The sequence below is a fragment of the Nibrella viscosa genome (assembly GCF_039541875.1).
Classification (GTDB): domain Bacteria; phylum Bacteroidota; class Bacteroidia; order Cytophagales; family Spirosomataceae; genus Nibrella; species Nibrella viscosa.
Map to the genome: position 1 here is coordinate 25,374 of NZ_BAABHB010000008.1, position 17,276 is coordinate 42,649.

Consider the following 17,276-nt stretch of genomic DNA (forward strand, 5'->3'; position numbering starts at 1 on the left):
TTCGTAATTTTGTGCTGCTAATCTTATTTAAGGGGTGCCCTACCAACCGGGCTGAGATTATACCCATTGAACCTGCACCGGGTAATGCCGGCGAAGGGAACGATCCGAATAGGCCACCGTGGCCATCGGTAAATTTCGGTAATCAACCATCATATAAACCAAAGGATAGGTACAGCCCCTTTACCTGTTCTCGTCATTTTTCGTATGAAAAAAAGTACGACCTATCGCTTTGGCATGGCAGTAATTTCGTTTCTGTCATGCCTGCCAGTCTTTGCCCAATTTAGTATTTCGGGAACGGTACGAGAAACCGGTGGCAGCGCCTTGCCGGGGGCAGCCGTAACCCTGGAGGGAACCTATAAAGGAACCATTACGGATGCCGGCGGGAGTTTCAGCTTACCAAATTTAAAATCAGGCACCTATCAGGTCCGGGTAACACTGTTAGGTTTTGAGCCAATGATGAAACTAGTTGAGCTTCAGAAAAATACCATCCTCTCCTTTGAATTGCCGAGGAGTGTAGTCATGGTCGATGAGGTGGTTGTGAGCGCTACCCGCGCCAACCAGAAAACCGGTATTGCCTACACGGATGTGACTCGCAAAGAGTTGAACAAGCTCAATCTGGGGCAGGATATTCCGCAGTTGCTCAACTACACGCCCTCGCTGGTGGCTACATCCGATGCCGGAGCAGGGGTGGGTTATACCGGCTTCCGCATCCGGGGCTCCGACGCGACCCGCATCAACGTAACGCTGAATGGTATTCCGTACAACGATGCCGAATCACAGGGTACGTTCTTTGTAGATATGCCGGACTTTGCCTCTTCGGTGAGCAGTATACAGATACAGCGCGGGGTGGGTACATCGACCAACGGAGCCGGTTCGTTTGGGGCTACGGTCAATATTCAGACCAATACACTGGAGAAAGAGCCCTATGCCGAAAGTAATATCACGGCTGGTTCGTTCGGTACGTTCAAAGCTAATGTACTGGCGGGAACCGGGCTGCTGAACAATCATTTTGTGGTAGACGCACGGCTATCAAAAATTACCTCCAACGGCTATATCGACCGGGCTTCGTCGGATCTGAAATCGTATTACTTGTCGGCAGGGTATTACACCAACAAGAGTTTTATCCGGCTCAATATGTTCTCCGGTCAGGAGCGGACGTATCAGGCCTGGGGTGGTGTGCCGGAAAATATGCTTAAAACAAACCGGACGTATAATCCATATACCTACGATAATGAAGTAGACAATTACCAGCAGGACAATTACCAGCTTATTTCGGCCCATGAGCTAAGCCGAAACTGGCGGCTGAATGCGTCCCTGTTTTACACCAAAGGCCGGGGGTATTATGAGCAGTTCCGGCAAGCGGATAAACTGAGCCGGTATAAACTGCCGCCTGTCATCTTCGGTAGAGATACCATTCGGGTAACGGACCTGATTCGCCGGCGGTGGCTTGACAATGACTTCTACGGTACTGTATTCTCGCTTGACTATAATAGCTTCGGCAAACTGACGGCTAATGTTGGCGGGGGGTGGAACCAGTATACAGGCAAGCATTTCGGTGAGGTGATCTGGGCGCGGTTTGCCAGCACCGGAACTATCCGGCATCGGTACTACGACAACGATGCGGTAAAAACCGATTTCAATGTGTTTGCCAAAGCCTTTTATCAGTTTACGCCCAAACTGAACGCCTACGCCGATATGCAGGTTCGGACGGTTGGTTACTCCTTTTTAGGCTTCGACAATGATTTTCGTAATGTTCAGCAGGATGCTAACCTGACGTTCTTTAATCCCAAAGCCGGCTTTACCTATACCCTGAACGACCGCAGCAGTATCTATGCTTCGTACGGCGTCGGTAACCGCGAGCCGAACCGGAACGATTACACCCAGTCTACTCCGGCAAGTCGCCCGAAGGCGGAAACATTGCACGACTGGGAGGCCGGCTACAAATCGCAGACCCAGCGGCTGGCCTTTACCGCCAACCTGTATTACATGAAGTACCGCAATGAACTGGTGCTGACCGGGCAGATCAACGATGTGGGTGCGTATAACCGCGTAAACATCCCGAACAGCTACCGCGCTGGTATTGAGCTGGAAGCCGGCGCTTTGCTGGCCCGTCAATTACGCTGGAATGTAAATGCGACCTTCAGTCGGAATAAAGTGCAGCGCTTTACCGAATACCTGGACAATTACGATACCGGGGTGCAGGAAACGCGGGTGTATACCAACACCGATATTGCCTTCTCCCCTACCCTAATCGCCGGCTCACAACTGCTCTATACGCCGGTGAAAGGCCTGGAGGTAGGGCTACTGTCGAAATACGTCGGTAAGCAGTATCTGGATAATACCTCGAATCAAAACCGGAAACTGAATCCGTACTTTGTAAACGACATCCGGGTGATTTACACAATCAAGCCCCGGTTTATGAACGAGATTGCTTTTACGCTACTGCTGAACAACGTGCTGAATGAGCTGTATGAATCCAACGGCTATACCTTCAGCTACATTGCCGAGGGGCGGGTAGCTACTAAAAACTTTTATTACCCCCAGGCCGGCCGGAACTTCCTGGCTGGGGTGAGGGTGCGCTTTTAACGAGTAGGGCCAGCAGAAATGCTGGCCCTGACTTTACCCGATAGCCTGCTTCAGATCCTCAATCAAATCCTCTACATCTTCAATGCCGACGCTCAGGCGGATGAGGGTATCTTTCAGCCCATTTTTTTCCCGCTCTTCTTTTGGGATACTGGCGTGTGTCATGGATGCCGGATGGGTACAGAGGGATTCTACGCCACCCAGCGATTCGCCCAGCGAAAACACGGTAAAGCTTTCCATAACCTTCACCGCTTCGGGCAGTGAGTCGCCGTGGAGCGTGAAAGAGACCATACCCCCAAAGCCGCGCATCTGCTGTTTGGCCAGTTCATGACCGGGGTGCGACTCCAGTCCGGGGTAATACACCTGACTGACTTTAGGATGGTCCTGTAAAAAGCGGGCTATCTGTATGGCGTTTTCGCAGTGGCGCTGCATACGCACATGCAGGGTTTTGATACCCCGGAGTACCAGAAAGCAGTCCTGCGGCCCCGGCACGGCTCCGCAGGCGTTCTGGATAAACGCCAGGCGCTGGGCAATGGCATCATCGTTCAGAATGATGGCACCCATTACCGTATCGGAGTGGCCGCCGAGGTATTTGGTTACGGAGTGCATCACAATATCGGCCCCTAAATCGAGTGGGTTTTGCAGGTAAGGCGACGCAAACGTGTTATCGACTACTAGTAGAATATCGTTGTGCTGTTTGGTGATAGCGGCAATTGCCGGAATATCCACAATGCGGAGCAGCGGGTTGGTGGGTGTTTCTATCCAGACCATCCGGGTTGCGGGGGTAATGGCTTCTTCCAGAGCAGTTGGATTGTCGAGGCTAACAAATTTGAATTTCAGTCCAAACTCCTGAAACACCCGGACCATAATGCGGTAGGTGCCGCCATAGAGGTCACTGCTGGCAATAATCTCATCACCCGGTTTAAACAGCTTCAGGATGGCATCTGTGGCACCAAGACCCGAAGCGTAGCAGAGGCCATGTTTACCGTTCTCAAGTGCAGCCAGATTATTCTGTAGCACATTGCGGGTGGGGTTCTGTGTCCGGGCGTATTCATAGCCTTTGTGCTTGCCCGGCGACTCCTGCACATACGTAGAGGTTTGATAAATAGGCGTCATGATAGCGCCAGTGGTAGGGTCCGGTGTAATACCGGCATGGATAGCTTTTGTTCCGAATTTCATGCCCGAATGTACTATGCTTCTTATAAAACTAGCTACCCGTAGGCTCAATACCTTGCTTCCTCACCAGGTTAACAGTGTTAGGTTGGCTGATAAAAAGAGTTGCGGCTACCAATATCGTTGGTAATTTTGCAGCATGGAGGAGTTTTTGATTTACCTGAGCCTTGGTTTTGACCACATTACCGATCCTCAAGGCTACGACCACATCCTGTTCGTAATCGCCCTTTGCGCTATTTATACCATCCGCCAATGGCGAAAAGTGCTGATCCTGGTAACGGCTTTTACCATTGGGCATTCCATGACGCTGGCCCTGGCGACACTACGCATCATCGACTATAACACGAAGCTGATTGAGCTGCTGATCCCGATCACTATTCTCATTACGGCGGTTTCAAACTTTACCAGCAAAAAAGCAGATAACCGGTTTGTAGTTAGGGAGCAAAGCCCCATTCTCCGGTACGTACTGGCGTTGGCGTTCGGGTTAATTCACGGCATGGGGTTCTCCAATTATCTGCGGAGCCTGCTTGGCCGGGAGACTAACATCGTTAACCAACTGCTGGCGTTTAACATCGGGCTGGAAATTGGTCAATTATTTATTGTGGGGCTGGTGCTGATCGCTGCATTTGTGGCTATTGATCGCTTGCGGGTGCGGAAGCACGACTGGACGCTGGTCGTATCTGGTATCGTAGTTGGTATGGCGTTATCGCTAATTATCGGGAATGCGTATCTGGCAAATCTGTTTGGCTAACAGCCTGGTATAACAAATAATATGCTGCTTTTTTGTAAATTTACTGCCTTGTTTTAGTTATCAACCTAACCATAAGCAATGAGAAACCTAATGCCGGCGCTTGCGCTGGTGGTTGTGAGTCTGTCTGTACAGGCTCAGGTACCGTCCACTTCACCAACTTACAACGCCAATACCCGTTTTGAGCAGCTAGGTCCTGTGCTGCCTACTCCCAATACGTTCCGCACGGCGTCGGGGGCACCCGGCCGGGATTATTTCCAGAACCGCGCCGACTATGACATAAAGGCGGAACTGGACGATGCTACCCAGCGTATCAGCGGCTCCGAAACCATTACCTACTTTAACCAATCGCCCGATGTGCTGCGTTACCTGTGGCTGCAACTGGACCAGAATTTGTACAAGCCTGGTTCCGACGGTAATGCGAGCCGCACCGGCGGTCTCGACCCGCAGCGGGGTGCCGCTGCCGGTCAGTTAACGGCCGGGCAGACACTGGCCGCTAAAGATTACGGCCATAAGATCACGTCGGTTCGGGATAAGGCTGGTAAGCCGCTGCGGTACACCATCAATCAGACCATGATGCGTATCGACTTGCCTCAGCCGCTGGCACCGGGGCAGTCGGTGGTGTTTTCGGTCGACTGGAATTTCAATATCGTTGATGTAAGAACGACCCGCGCCCGGGGTGGTTACGAATACTTCCCCAAAGACGGTAATTACCTGTACGAAATTGCTCAGTGGTTTCCGCGCATGGCGGCCTATGATGATGTTAACGGCTGGCAGAACAAGCAGTTTCTGGGTCAGGGCGAGTTCACGCTCATTTTTGGTAACTACCGGGTAGCGCTAACCGTTCCGGGCGATCATATCGTTGCTGCTACGGGTGAGCTGCAAAATCCGCAGCAGGTGCTGACGGCCGCGCAGCAGAAGCGACTGAGCCAGGCCAAGACCGGCAAGAATCCGACACTTATTGTTACCCAGGCCGAAGCAGAAGCGGCTGAAAAGAGAGGAGCAGGGTCAACGGCCAAAAAAACCTGGATCTACCAGGCAAGCAACGTACGCGATTTTGCCTTTGCCAGCAGCCGTAAATTTATCTGGGATGCTATGCAGCCGGAGGTAGAAGGCAAGCGGGTCTGGGCTATGTCGTATTACCCGAAAGAAGCCAACCCGCTCTGGGGGCAATATTCGACCCGGTTGGTTGCACATACGCTGCAATCGTATTCGCGCCGGACGTTTGCCTATCCATATCCGGTAGCAATATCGGTACACGGTCCGGTGGGTGGTATGGAGTATCCGATGATTAGCTTCAACGGTGCCCGTCCGGAGCCGGATGGGACCTACCCGGAAAGCACCAAGAATTTCCTGATCGGTGTCGTTATTCACGAAGTGGGGCATAATTATTTCCCCATGATCGTTAACTCCGATGAGCGGCAGTGGTCGTGGATGGACGAGGGACTAAATACCTTCCTGGAAGGCTTGGCCTGCCTGGAGTGGGATCCTGATTTTCCGGCTGAGGGTATATCTCCGCAGTCGATTGTACCTTATATGAGAACAGATCCGACTGCGCAGGTGCCCATCATGAGCAGCTCGGATAACATCATGGCCTTTGGCCCAAATGCCTATAGCAAACCGGCAACGGGTTTAAACATCCTGCGGGAGACGGTGATGGGCCGCGACCTGTTCGACTATGCCTTTAAGGAGTACGCGCGCCGTTGGGCCTTTAAAACACCGACCCCGGCCGACTTCTTCCGCACGATGGAAGATGCCTCCGGCGTGGATCTGGACTGGTTCTGGAAAGGCTGGTTCTATGGGGTCGAACCCGTCGATCAGGATCTGGTCGAGGTGAAGTGGTTCCAGCTCAACAGCCAGAACCCCGAGGTGGTTAAAGCTCAGGCGCGGGCTGAGGCTGAGCGCCGGGCCAACACCATCAGCAAACAGCGCGACGCGGCTACCCGCAACCAGACCGTGGTGGCGCAGGACTCCACCATGCGCGACTTCTACAACAGCTACGATCCCTATGCCGTTACCGATGCTGACCGCAAGCAGTACAACGACTACCTCAGCACGCTCATGCCCGAGGAGCGTACGCTGCTGGAGAGCAAGCAGCACTTCTACACGCTGACGGTGAAGAACCGGGGCGGTCTGGTGATGCCGGTGATTGTGCGGATGGAGTTTGAGGACGGCACCGACTCAACGGCGCGTTTTCCGGCGGAGATCTGGCGTTTCAACGATCAGCAGTTGCAGAAGGTGATCGCCACCGACAAGAAGGTGGTGCAGTGGACGCTGGACCCCTACTATGAGATAGCGGACATCGACACGGAGAACAACAGTTTTCCGCGGAAGGCGGAGCCCAGCCGGTTGCAGTTGTTCAAGCAGCAGCAGCGGCAGGTGCGCCCGCAGAACCCCATGCAGCAACAGCAGCGCCAGAGCGGTGCCTCCCCGGCTACCCAGGGCAGCGGCCGAAACTGAAACGCACCAGTACGTATCCATTAAACCGATAAATAAATTACCTATAACCAACTATGAGAGCAAAACTGCTGGCGTTGGGAATGGCCCTGCTGAGCGTGGCTGCCCAGGCTCAGGTTCCTTCCCCCTCGCCGACCTACAATGCTAACGAGCGATTCGAACAGCTTGGCCCAATGCTGCCTACGCCGAACACCTTCCGTACGGCGGCTGGTGCACCCGGTCGGGATTATTTCCAGAACCGCGCCGATTACGATATTAAAGTAGAACTGGATGATGCCAATCAGCGCATTATCGGCTCCGAAACGGTGACGTATTTCAACAACTCACCCGACGAGCTTCGGTATATCTGGCTGCAACTGGACCAGAACCTGTTTAAGAACGATGCAATGGGAGCTTTATCCCGCACCGGTAGCATCAATCAGAATGGTATGTCTATTGGGGCTATTCAGTCGCTGAATACCGGTCGTGGTGCTACGCTGGATAAGGAGAAACCATACGGCTATAACATTACGAAATTGACGGACAAGACCGGTAAGCCGCTGCGCTACACCATCAACAATACAATGATGCGCATTGATCTGCCGACGCCCCTGAAGCCGGGCCAGAACTATGTCTTCAATGTGGACTGGAACTACTACATTACGGAATACTACGGCCGCTCGGGTTATGAGTTTTTTCCGAAAGATGGTAACTACAACTACTTCATTGCCCACTGGTTTCCGCGTCTTGCTGCGTATGATGACGTAAGCGGCTGGCAGAACAAGCAGTTCCTGGGAGGCAGTGAGTTTACCCTGATCTTTGGTAACTACCGCGTAGCCATTACCGTACCCAACGACCATGTGGTAGCCGCTACCGGCGAATGCCAGAACTATAAGCAGGTACTTACACCTACCCAGCAGAAGCGTATGGATCAGGCCAGCCGGTCTAAAACGCCGGTTGTGATTGTAACACAGGCCGAGGCTGAAGCGGCTGAGAAAGGTAAGCCGACCGGTAAAAAAACCTGGATCTACCAGGCAAGCAACGTACGCGATTTTGCCTTTGCCAGCAGCCGTAAGTTTATCTGGGATGCCATGCAGACGGATGTGTACAGTAACGGCCGCAAGATCTGGAGCATGTCGTACTATCCGAAAGAAGGAAATCCGCTTTGGGGACAGTACTCAACCCGTGCCGTTGAGCACACCCTGCGTTCGTATGGTAACCGCACATTTGAGTACCCGTATCCGGTAGCCATTTCGTGCCATTCGGTGCCGGGTGGCGGTATGGAGTATCCGATGATTAGCTTCAACGGTGGTCGTCCGGAGCCGGATGGTACATATTCAGAGCAGGTGAAGGCGGGTATGATCGGCGTCATTATCCACGAGGTTGGCCATAATTTCTTCCCCATGATCGTTAACTCCGACGAGCGGCAGTGGACCTGGATGGATGAAGGACTGAATACCTTCTGCCAATATCTGGCCGAAAAAGAGTGGGATTATAACTTCCCGACCCGCCGGGGTGAGCCGCAGCAGATTGTCGATTACATGAAAGCCGATAAGTCGCTCCTGGTGCCAATTATGACCTCCGGCGAAAACGTGATCCTGCTTGGACCCAACGCATACGCCAAGCCGGCTACTGCCCTGAACATCCTGCGGGAGACGGTGATGGGCCGCGACCTGTTCGACTATGCCTTTAAGGAGTACGCGCGCCGTTGGGCCTTTAAAACACCGACCCCGGCCGACTTCTTCCGCACGATGGAAGATGCCTCCGGCGTGGATCTGGACTGGTTCTGGAAAGGCTGGTTCTATGGGGTCGAACCCGTCGATCAGGATCTGGTCGAGGTGAAGTGGTTCCAGCTCAACAGCCAGAACCCCGAGGTGGTTAAAGCTCAGGCGCGGGCTGAGGCTGAGCGCCGGGCCAACACCATCAGCAAACAGCGCGACGCGGCTACCCGCAACCAGACCGTGGTGGCGCAGGACTCCACCATGCGCGACTTCTACAACAGCTACGATCCCTATGCCGTTACCGATGCTGACCGCAAGCAGTACAACGACTACCTCAGCACGCTCACGCCCGAGGAGCGTACGCTGCTGGAGAGCAAGCAGCACTTCTACACGCTGACGGTGAAGAACCGGGGCGGTCTGGTGATGCCGGTGATTGTGCGGATGGAGTTTGAGGACGGCACCGACTCAACGGCGCGTTTTCCGGCGGAGATCTGGCGTTTCAACGATCAGCAGTTGCAGAAGGTGATCGCCACCGACAAGAAGGTGGTGCAGTGGACGCTGGACCCCTACTATGAGATAGCGGACATCGACACGGAGAACAACAGTTTTCCGCGGAAGGCGGAGCCCAGCCGGTTGCAGTTGTTCAAGCAGCAGCAGCGGCAGGTGCGCCCGCAGAACCCCATGCAGCAACAGCAGCGCCAGAGCGGTGCCTCCCCGGCTACCCAGGGCAGCGGCCGAAACTAAACGTCTTAAATTTGCTTAAAAAAACCGGCCGACAGCCGGTTTTTTTGTTTCCCGCCGTTCTGCAGATGCAGAACGGCGGGATTTCAGTATATTTCCAGAATTATTCACTTTCATTTTCACAATTCACCATCACTTCATAATACTTTATGCGAACGAAAACACCGCGAATAGCCAGTCTGCTAAGCGGTATGCTCATCATGGGTTCTCTGGTTCAGGCCCAGGAAGTACCTACCCGTACCGAAGAACCCGCATCAACAACAACCGCCCCTGCTTCCCGAACCGGCACACCGGCCCCGGCTAGGAGCGGTCCCAAGCTGTACAAGGACGTTATTACCAAAAGTGCCCAGACCACCAAAGGGGTTTTTACCGTTCACAAAGTAGACGATAAGTACTATTTTGAAATTCCCGATTCGCTGATGAACCGGGAGTTTATGGCCATTACCCGCATTGCCAAAGCGCCAACCGGAGCCGGCTACGGTGGTGAACTCGCCAACCGGCAGGTACTGCGTTGGGAAAAAGGCCCGGACAAAAAGCTGTTTCTACGGGTAGTGCTTTACCAGAACGTGGGCTCCGATACCCTCCAGCCTATTTACCAGGCCGTCCGCAATTCCAATGTCGAGCCTATCGCGGCCGCTTTTGATCTGAAGGCCATCCGCAAGGATACCTCGGTGGTTATTGACGTGACTGATTTCTTCAAATCCGAAAACCAGATTGTATCGCTGGACCCGCAGACGAAAACCCGCTATCGGTTGGGTGCCCCCTCGTCGGATCGTTCGTACATTCAGCGCATCGGCTCCTACCCGATCAATACAGAAGTACGGGTGGTAAAAACATATGCGGCCACTACGGCACCGGCGGCAGCATCCCCCTCCCCTGCTCCTGCTACCACCCTTCCCGCCGGCAGCGCAGCCGGAGCGGTAACGATGGAGATCAACACCTCCATGATTATGCTGCCGAAAGTACCCATGCGGAAGCGGCTGTTCGACCCACGGGTAGGCTTTTTTGCCAATGGCTACACCGTTTACGATGATAACTCGCAGAAGACCGAGCGCGAAACCTTTGTAGTACGCTGGCGCTTAGAGCCGAAAAATGCCGCCGATGCCGAACGACAAAAGCGGGGCCAGGCCATTGAACCTAAAAAGCCGATCGTGTATTACATCGATCCGGCCACCCCAACCAAATGGCGGAAATACCTGAAGCAAGGCGTGGATGACTGGCAGGAAGCGTTTGAAAAAGCCGGTTGGAAAAACGCGATCATGGCGAAAGACTGGGACACCAAAGATACGACCATGAGTCTGGAAGATGCCCGTTACTCGGTGATCCGGTACTTTGCCTCCGATATCGAGAATGCCTACGGGCCGAACGTGCATGACCCGCGCACCGGTGAGATCATCGAAAGTCATATCGGCTGGTACCATAATGTGATGAACCTGCTCCGCAAGTGGTATATGGTGCAGGGAGCCGCCGTAGACGCCCGCGCCCGCAAGCCGAAGTTCGACGATGAACTGATGGGCCAACTGGTGCGGTTTGTTTCCTCGCACGAGGTAGGCCATACCCTCGGTCTGCGGCATAACTTCGGAGCCAGCCACGCAACGCCGGTGGAGAAACTGCGCGACAAAAACTACATCAAGCAGTATGGCCATACCGTATCTATCATGGACTACGCCCGCTTCAACTACGTGGCGCAGCCGGAAGACGGCATTACCGATCTGTTTCCCCGCATCAGCGTCTACGATAAATGGGCTATCGAATGGGGTTATAAGCCGATCTACGGGACCAAAACCATTCAGGATGATAAACTGGAACTGAACCGGTGGGTTAAAGTTCATGAGCAGGATCCGAAATACTGGTTCGGTACAGAAATCAACCCGTTTGATCCCCGCTCACAAAGCGAAGACCTGGGTGACAATGCCATGCTGGCCAGTGAATACGGCATCAAAAACCTGAAACGTATTCTGCCCAACCTGCCCGAGTGGACCCGCGAAGAAGCAGAAGGCTACGATAACCTGAAGACGATGTACGGCGAGGTGGTTGGGCAGTTCCGCCGGTATGTCGGGCACGTAACCAAATACGTGGGTGGTATTTATGAGACGCCTAAAACGTACGATCAGTCAGGAGTCGTGTATGAGTCTACGCCGGGCACCCTGCAAAAAGATGCGGTAGCGTTTATCAACCGCAACCTGTTTGAAACACCCACCTGGCTGCTGGATAACAACGTGATGAGCCGTATTCGCCCGGATCAGGGTGTGGATTATATCCGGACGTTTCAGGAAAGTACCCTGAACAGTATGCTGGACATTAGCCGCCTGAGCCGGATTATTGAAACCAATAGCCGGTCCGGCAGTGCTTACGCGCTCGATGATCTCTTCACCGACATCCGCACCGGTATCTGGACTGAGCTAAGCGCCAAAAAGCCGATTGATACTTACCGGCGCAACCTGCAAAAGGTACACGTGGAAAAACTGATTTCCATGCTCGATCCGAAGACGCCTTCTGCCACGGCGGGTGGATTTTCGGCTCCGGGTTTTAGCTTCAACGCCGGCCCGACGATGGATGCCCGCAAGTCTGACATTGTTTCGGTAACGCGGGCGCACCTGCTGGCGTTGCAGAGCGATATTAGGGCGGCCCTGCCAGGTACTACCGATAAGATGAGCCGCTACCACCTGGATGATGTGCTGGTGCGGATCAATCAGGCGTTGGAGCCATCGCGGGTCCCGTCTGAGATTGCGGTTAAGAACTAACCCGCCGATGTGCAATGACCAAACGGAGCAGAGGATGCCGGTATTGCAGGAAAATAACGCAAAACCTGGTTATGCCCTTGCTCCGTTTCGGTAATTCGCTTATTTTTGTCTCCTCATTGTTCGGGATGTAGCGCAGTCCGGTAGCGTGCTTGCATGGGGTGCAAGAGGTCGTGGGTTCGAATCCCGCCTTCCCGACAAACAATCTTAGGGAGTTACGGTAACGTAGCTCCCTTTCTTTTTGCCTGGTTTTCCGAATGGTAACGTGGTGCCATCTGATGATATTACCTAAAAACAGCCACACATAGCTAAACTAATCACGATACATACCGCTTTTACTTACCTTTATCCCGTGAAAATACACTGGCGATATTGGCTTATACCGCTCCTGACGATCGGCCTGTTCATTTCCATATTCGAAGTGAACACCGGTGGCATCGTCAATACCTGGGGTGATGCCTGGGATACCTACCTGCCGGCTGAGTTTATGCCCGACCCGGTACATTCGGTTAGTGGGGTCCATGATTGCCTGGCGGGAGCCAGCATCCGGCTGGTCCGGCAAATCGCTTTTCACACACCAGCGGTTCTGTCGCCTGCTCTTTCCAAAATTCCCGCCGATTGGGTTCGATGCCAGGAGTTATTCCTCCGATGGTGTCAGTGGCGGATTTAGACGGTTAGCATCGTCGTTACAACTCTTTCCCATTTGGGGAAGTAGCCTTGCTACACTGTTACATCTCCTCCATGAAAATACTCCTCTGGCTGGGGCTGCTGGTGACTACATCGGCGGCTGCCCAAAGCACCTTCCATGCCCGCATCGTAGATGCCCAATCCCGCGCTCCCCTACCCGGTGCTACCCTGCAAATCAGTCCGCTCAATTTGGGGAGCGCTGCCGATGAACAGGGGGTGGTTACTCTGGCTAATATTCCGGACGGAACCTATACCCTGCTGTTTCGCTTTATCGGCTACCAACCCACGGAACTGCGATACGCCTTTCCCCGACCAGTCGCAGACACCCTGCAAATCCGACTGGTGCCGTCGGGCGAAGAGCTGGGTGAAATCACCGTCTCGGCCACCCGCAGCAGCCGCACCATCAGCGATATTCCCACCCGCCTGGAAATTATCTCCGCCGGTGAACTGGAAGAGAAAGCCGTAATGCAGCCGGGTAACATACGCATGTTACTCACTGAGAGTACGGGAATTCAAACCCAGCAGACCTCGGCTACATCGGCCAACGCCACCATCCGCATTCAGGGACTCGACGGCCGGTATACCCAACTGCTTCAGGATGGCTTTCCGCTGTACTCAGGCTTTGCCGGCGGGCTGAGCATTTTGCAAATTCCTCCGCTGAACCTTAAGCGGGTGGAGGTGATCAAGGGCTCCTCGTCTACCCTCTACGGTGGAGGAGCCATCGCCGGGCTCATCAACCTGGTGACCAAAGAGCCCACCAGCGAGCGGGAACTTATGCTGCTGGCCAACGGCAACCAGACCAGAGCCCTGGACTTAAGCGGTTTCTACAGCCAGAAGCTGGGTAAACTGGGCCTCACCCTCTACGCAGCCCGCAACAGTCAGGTAGCGTACGATGTCAACGCGGATGGTTTCTCCGACCTGCCCCGGTACACCCGGTATACAGTCAGCCCGAAAGCATTCCTCTACCTCAATCCAACGACTACGGTCAGCTTTGGCCTCAACGGCACCGTAGAAGACCGCCTGGGAGGAGACATGCAGGTGATTGCCGGCCGGAGCGACTCTACGCACCGCTATATAGAAGGGAACCAGTCCGACCGGTTTTCTACCCAGTTTAAGCTGGATAAGATTCTGGCCACCGGCGCTGTGTTCACGGTCAAAAACAGCATCGGCTATTTCGCCAGGGAGATTACCCGCCCGGTCTACCGCTTTGGTGGTCATCAGCTCGCCAGCTACTCGGAGGTCAGTTACAGCCATCCGGCTACCGTTCTGGAGTGGGTCGCCGGAGCTAATCTGTGGACCGATACGTTCCGACAGGCCAACCCCAGTGGCCCTGCGCTGGATTATACTCTGAATACGATTGGGCTTTTTGGGCAGAGCAACTGGAAACCTTCGGCCCGATTTGTCCTGGAAACAGGCTTACGCCTGGATTATGTCCGGCGCGGTTCGTCGGGAAAGAGCAACCTGTTGGTGTTGCCCCGTATTTCTGCCCTCGTTAAGGTATCGGCTTCGGTAACCGTGCGGGCCGGCGGTGGGCTGGGCTACAAGGCTCTCACCATCTTTACCGAAGAGGCCGAGGAGCAGGGTTTTCAGAACCTCCGACCCGTTGATGGGGCCTCCACCCGGAACGAAACCTCCATCGGGGGGAACATGGATGTAAATTACCGAACCCCGTTGTTTGATGCCGTTAGCCTGTCGGTCAACCAGCTTTTCTTTTACACCCGGCTGAACCACCCCCTCCGGCTGAGCAGTCTGCCGGCTTCCGACGGCACCTATCGGTTTTACAACGCAGACGGCAGGACGTTATCGACGGGTATAGAAACGAATGTAAAGTTGACATACAACGAGGTAGCGGTGTATCTGGGTTACACCTACATCAATGCCCGCACGGATGAGCCCTTACCGCAGGGGCAGCGCGGGAGCCGACCCAACCCGTTTACCTCCCGCCACCGGCTCTATTCAACGCTCCTGTACGAACTCAACGAAAAACTTCGGATCGGGTATGAGTTGTTTTATGTTGGCCGGCAAACCATTCGGAACGGAACCGTCAAGCCATCCTACTGGATGATGGGTCTGTCGGCCGAACGGCGCTGGCGGCATGTCAGCCTGTTTGTCAATTTCGAGAACTTTCTGGATGCCCGCCAGAGCCGTTTTGAGCCGGTGTATACGGGTTCGGTTCAGAATCCGCAATTCGCTGACATCTGGGCACCCACCGAAGGGGTAATTTACAATGGCGGCTTTAAATTCACCCTGTAATGACAGACTGTCTGGGATAGGCAAGGTAATCGATTCATACGCCAGGTGGTTTATCTGGTTATACTGCCCCGCAAAAGAAGATGAAAAGAAGTTTGCTGTACGCGGCCATTCTGGGTCTGGTCGGATTTGTCACCTCCTTGGGCGCTCACATTATAGCCGTTAACCTGCCCGTGTATGCCAACCAGGCAGGCATTGGCCTGACCCTGATTGGGCTGTTGATTGCCGTCTTTGCTTTTGCCGAAATCGCGGCCAAACCCGTTTTTAACTGGATTGGCGACCGGAACAGCATGAAAATGACGCTGATGCTGGGCCCTCTGGCGGGCTATTGGGCCGACTGCATGCCGGTTACCGTGACCATTCGCCTGGGGCTGCTGCTGTCTGCCTCGACGCTGTTAGCCATTCCCTTTGTCGCCGGCCTGAGTCTGCTGCTGGTGGCTCTGCCGGCGCACAGTTGGGAACCACTATGGGTGCTGCGGGTTCTTTCAAAGAGTTAGGTGATATGCTGGGACTAATCTCTATCGGTTTTATTTCCCAGACGTTCGGGTTAACCACGGGCTTTGTGGTGTGTGATGTCTTAGGTGGTCTGGCTATCCTGTTGATTGGCCGCGAGCCTACCCAGCCTATTTCCAAAGAGACGCTACCCCACCCTGAACCCTGATGGCTATATCGGCTGCGAAATAGAGCGTGACAAGAACTAGAAACTTCCTATATAACGAGTATGACTATGCTATTGCTAACAAATTCTTGGCTGGAATGGGGTGGAACCGCTCTGGTGGCGGTGTTGGTATTTGTGGAAACCGGCTTTTTGCTGGGCCTGGTCGTACCGGGTGGCGAAACGCTTTTGTTTACGGCGGGGCTGCTGTGCGGGGTAGACCAACTAAAAATACCCATCGCTTTATTGGTTCCTCTCCTCATTGTATCGGCCGTGTTAGGAGATCTGACGGGCTTCTGGCTGGGTCAGAAACTAGGTAACCGGCTAGAGCACCAGCCCAATACGTTTATATTTAAACGACGCTACTGGGAGAAAGCCAAGAACTATTACCGGCAACATCCCCATCGGACGCTGCTGGTGGGCCGCTTCCTGCCCATTATTCGCACCTTCAACCCCTTGCTGGCGGCTAGCAGCGGTATGCCCTTGTCCCGGTTTTTAGGCCTAACCGGGGTGGGTTGCGTTGCGTATATATCGACCCTGGTGTTGGCCGGGTATTGGCTAGGTCAATTATTCCCCGAACTCGGTCAATACGTAGAATACATATTTATGGGAATTGTTGCCCTGGTCATCGGTACGCTGCTGCTGAAGGCCTACCAGGAACGAAATCAACCTGACGCATGAATCGTTTTCGCTTCCCAGCCCGGCTGCACCGGTTAGCGGCTCGCTATCCACGTCTTTCCCGGTGGCTGCTGAACCGCTTTGACCGAAGTCGTTTTACGGGGCTGCCGCTGATGCTGCTGGCTGGAATTCTGTTATTCAACGGCTATTTGTTTTCCGAAATTACCGAAAACATAATCAATGCCGAACTAATGGTGAAGGTAGATCAGCAGGTCACGCAGTGGTTGTTTCAGCACCGGTCTGTGGCTCTGAGCCAGTTCTTATACCGGCTTACCTTTGCCGGGCAAAATCTCATCGTGTTGCCCCTGGCTATTGGTGTATCAGGGCTTCTGTTGTGGCAGCGAAGGTGGTTTGACGCCCTGCTGATCTGGATTGTACTGGCCGGAATTGGTTTATCCATTGAGATAGGGAAACCTGTTTTTCACCGCGTCCGGCCCGCAAATATGGGCTACTATACGGTCAAAACCTTTTCTTTCCCCAGCGGCCACTCGGCCACGGCGCTGGGATTCTATGGACTGCTACTTTATTTATGGCTCCACGAGAAGATTCGGCCTTTGTGGCGCTGGACCGGTCTGCTGGCTTGCTTGGGATTGATTGGGCTGATCGGCTTTAGCCGGTTGTATTTAGGGGTTCATTTCCTGAGTGATGTGGCCGGCGGTTACTTGTTAGGCCTAAGCTGGTTAACCGTAGGAGCCGGTTTACGGGTCTGGCGTACCTTTCAGTCCAGAATTTACTCCAGAAACATAAAATCTACCTGATCCCGATAAAAGAATCGTAAGCGCAGTCCGGTAGCGTGCTTGCATGGGGTGCAAGAGGTCGTGGACGTTCGCAGTTGCCCGCCGGGAACGCTTCCTGTTGAATCC

Annotated in this window: 12 protein-coding genes, 1 tRNA gene and 1 riboswitch; of the genes, 12 read left to right on the forward strand and 1 reads right to left on the reverse strand. The window is 53.9% G+C overall.

Annotated features, from left to right (window positions below; genetic code table 11):
* Positions 1–20: 20 nt before the first annotated feature.
* Positions 21–116: riboswitch (TPP riboswitch) on the forward strand.
* Between the two features lie 88 nt (positions 117–204).
* The gene (locus tag ABD931_RS18425; protein WP_345269346.1) at positions 205–2,586 is read left to right on the forward strand and encodes a TonB-dependent receptor; all 2,382 of its coding nucleotides are present in this window, start codon (positions 205–207) and stop codon (positions 2,584–2,586) included.
* Between the two features lie 33 nt (positions 2,587–2,619).
* Here ABD931_RS18425 and ABD931_RS18430 read toward each other — a convergent pair whose 3' ends face one another.
* The gene (locus tag ABD931_RS18430) at positions 2,620–3,762 is read right to left on the reverse strand and encodes a cystathionine gamma-synthase (RefSeq protein ID WP_345269347.1); all 1,143 of its coding nucleotides are present in this window, start codon (positions 3,760–3,762) and stop codon (positions 2,620–2,622) included.
* Between the two features lie 133 nt (positions 3,763–3,895).
* On the opposite strand from ABD931_RS18430, the gene ABD931_RS18435 reads away from it, so the two are divergent.
* The 11 genes from ABD931_RS18435 (at position 3,896) to ABD931_RS18485 (ending at position 17,171) form a co-directional block, all read left to right on the forward strand.
* The gene (locus ABD931_RS18435; RefSeq protein ID WP_345269349.1) at positions 3,896–4,507 is read left to right on the forward strand and encodes a HupE/UreJ family protein; all 612 of its coding nucleotides are present in this window, start codon (positions 3,896–3,898) and stop codon (positions 4,505–4,507) included.
* Positions 4,508–4,585: 78 nt separating this feature from the next.
* Positions 4,586–6,964, forward strand: coding sequence for a M1 family metallopeptidase (locus tag ABD931_RS18440; protein WP_345269350.1), 2,379 nt, complete (start codon positions 4,586–4,588; stop codon positions 6,962–6,964).
* Between the two features lie 53 nt (positions 6,965–7,017).
* Positions 7,018–9,405 carry a M1 family metallopeptidase gene (locus ABD931_RS18445; protein ID WP_345269351.1) on the forward strand — a complete coding sequence of 796 codons (2,388 nt, stop codon included), beginning with the start codon at positions 7,018–7,020 and terminating at the stop codon, positions 9,403–9,405.
* A gap of 146 nt (positions 9,406–9,551) precedes the next feature.
* Positions 9,552–12,146, forward strand: a complete 2,595-nt coding sequence (locus ABD931_RS18450) for a zinc-dependent metalloprotease (RefSeq protein ID WP_345269352.1) — start codon at positions 9,552–9,554, stop codon at positions 12,144–12,146.
* A gap of 121 nt (positions 12,147–12,267) precedes the next feature.
* Positions 12,268–12,341: transfer RNA gene (locus ABD931_RS18455), tRNA-Pro, on the forward strand.
* A 154-nt stretch (positions 12,342–12,495) separates the two neighbouring features.
* On the forward strand, positions 12,496–12,813 hold the full coding sequence (locus tag ABD931_RS18460) for a hypothetical protein (protein WP_345269353.1): 318 nt from the start codon (positions 12,496–12,498) through the stop codon (positions 12,811–12,813).
* A gap of 71 nt (positions 12,814–12,884) precedes the next feature.
* Positions 12,885–15,083 carry a TonB-dependent receptor gene (locus ABD931_RS18465; RefSeq protein WP_345269355.1) on the forward strand — a complete coding sequence of 733 codons (2,199 nt, stop codon included), beginning with the start codon at positions 12,885–12,887 and terminating at the stop codon, positions 15,081–15,083.
* Positions 15,084–15,163: 80 nt separating this feature from the next.
* On the forward strand, positions 15,164–15,577 hold the full coding sequence (locus tag ABD931_RS18470; RefSeq protein WP_345269356.1) for a hypothetical protein: 414 nt from the start codon (positions 15,164–15,166) through the stop codon (positions 15,575–15,577).
* A gap of 5 nt (positions 15,578–15,582) precedes the next feature.
* A complete protein-coding gene (locus tag ABD931_RS18475) occupies positions 15,583–15,741 on the forward strand; it encodes a hypothetical protein (RefSeq protein ID WP_345269357.1) in 159 nt (52 codons plus the stop codon).
* Between the two features lie 66 nt (positions 15,742–15,807).
* Positions 15,808–16,416, forward strand: coding sequence for a DedA family protein (locus tag ABD931_RS18480; protein ID WP_345269358.1), 609 nt, complete (start codon positions 15,808–15,810; stop codon positions 16,414–16,416).
* The gene (locus ABD931_RS18485; protein ID WP_345269360.1) at positions 16,413–17,171 is read left to right on the forward strand and encodes a phosphatase PAP2 family protein; all 759 of its coding nucleotides are present in this window, start codon (positions 16,413–16,415) and stop codon (positions 17,169–17,171) included. Before ABD931_RS18480 ends, ABD931_RS18485 begins: the two co-directional genes overlap by 4 nt.
* The last annotated feature ends 105 nt before the right edge of the window (positions 17,172–17,276 follow it).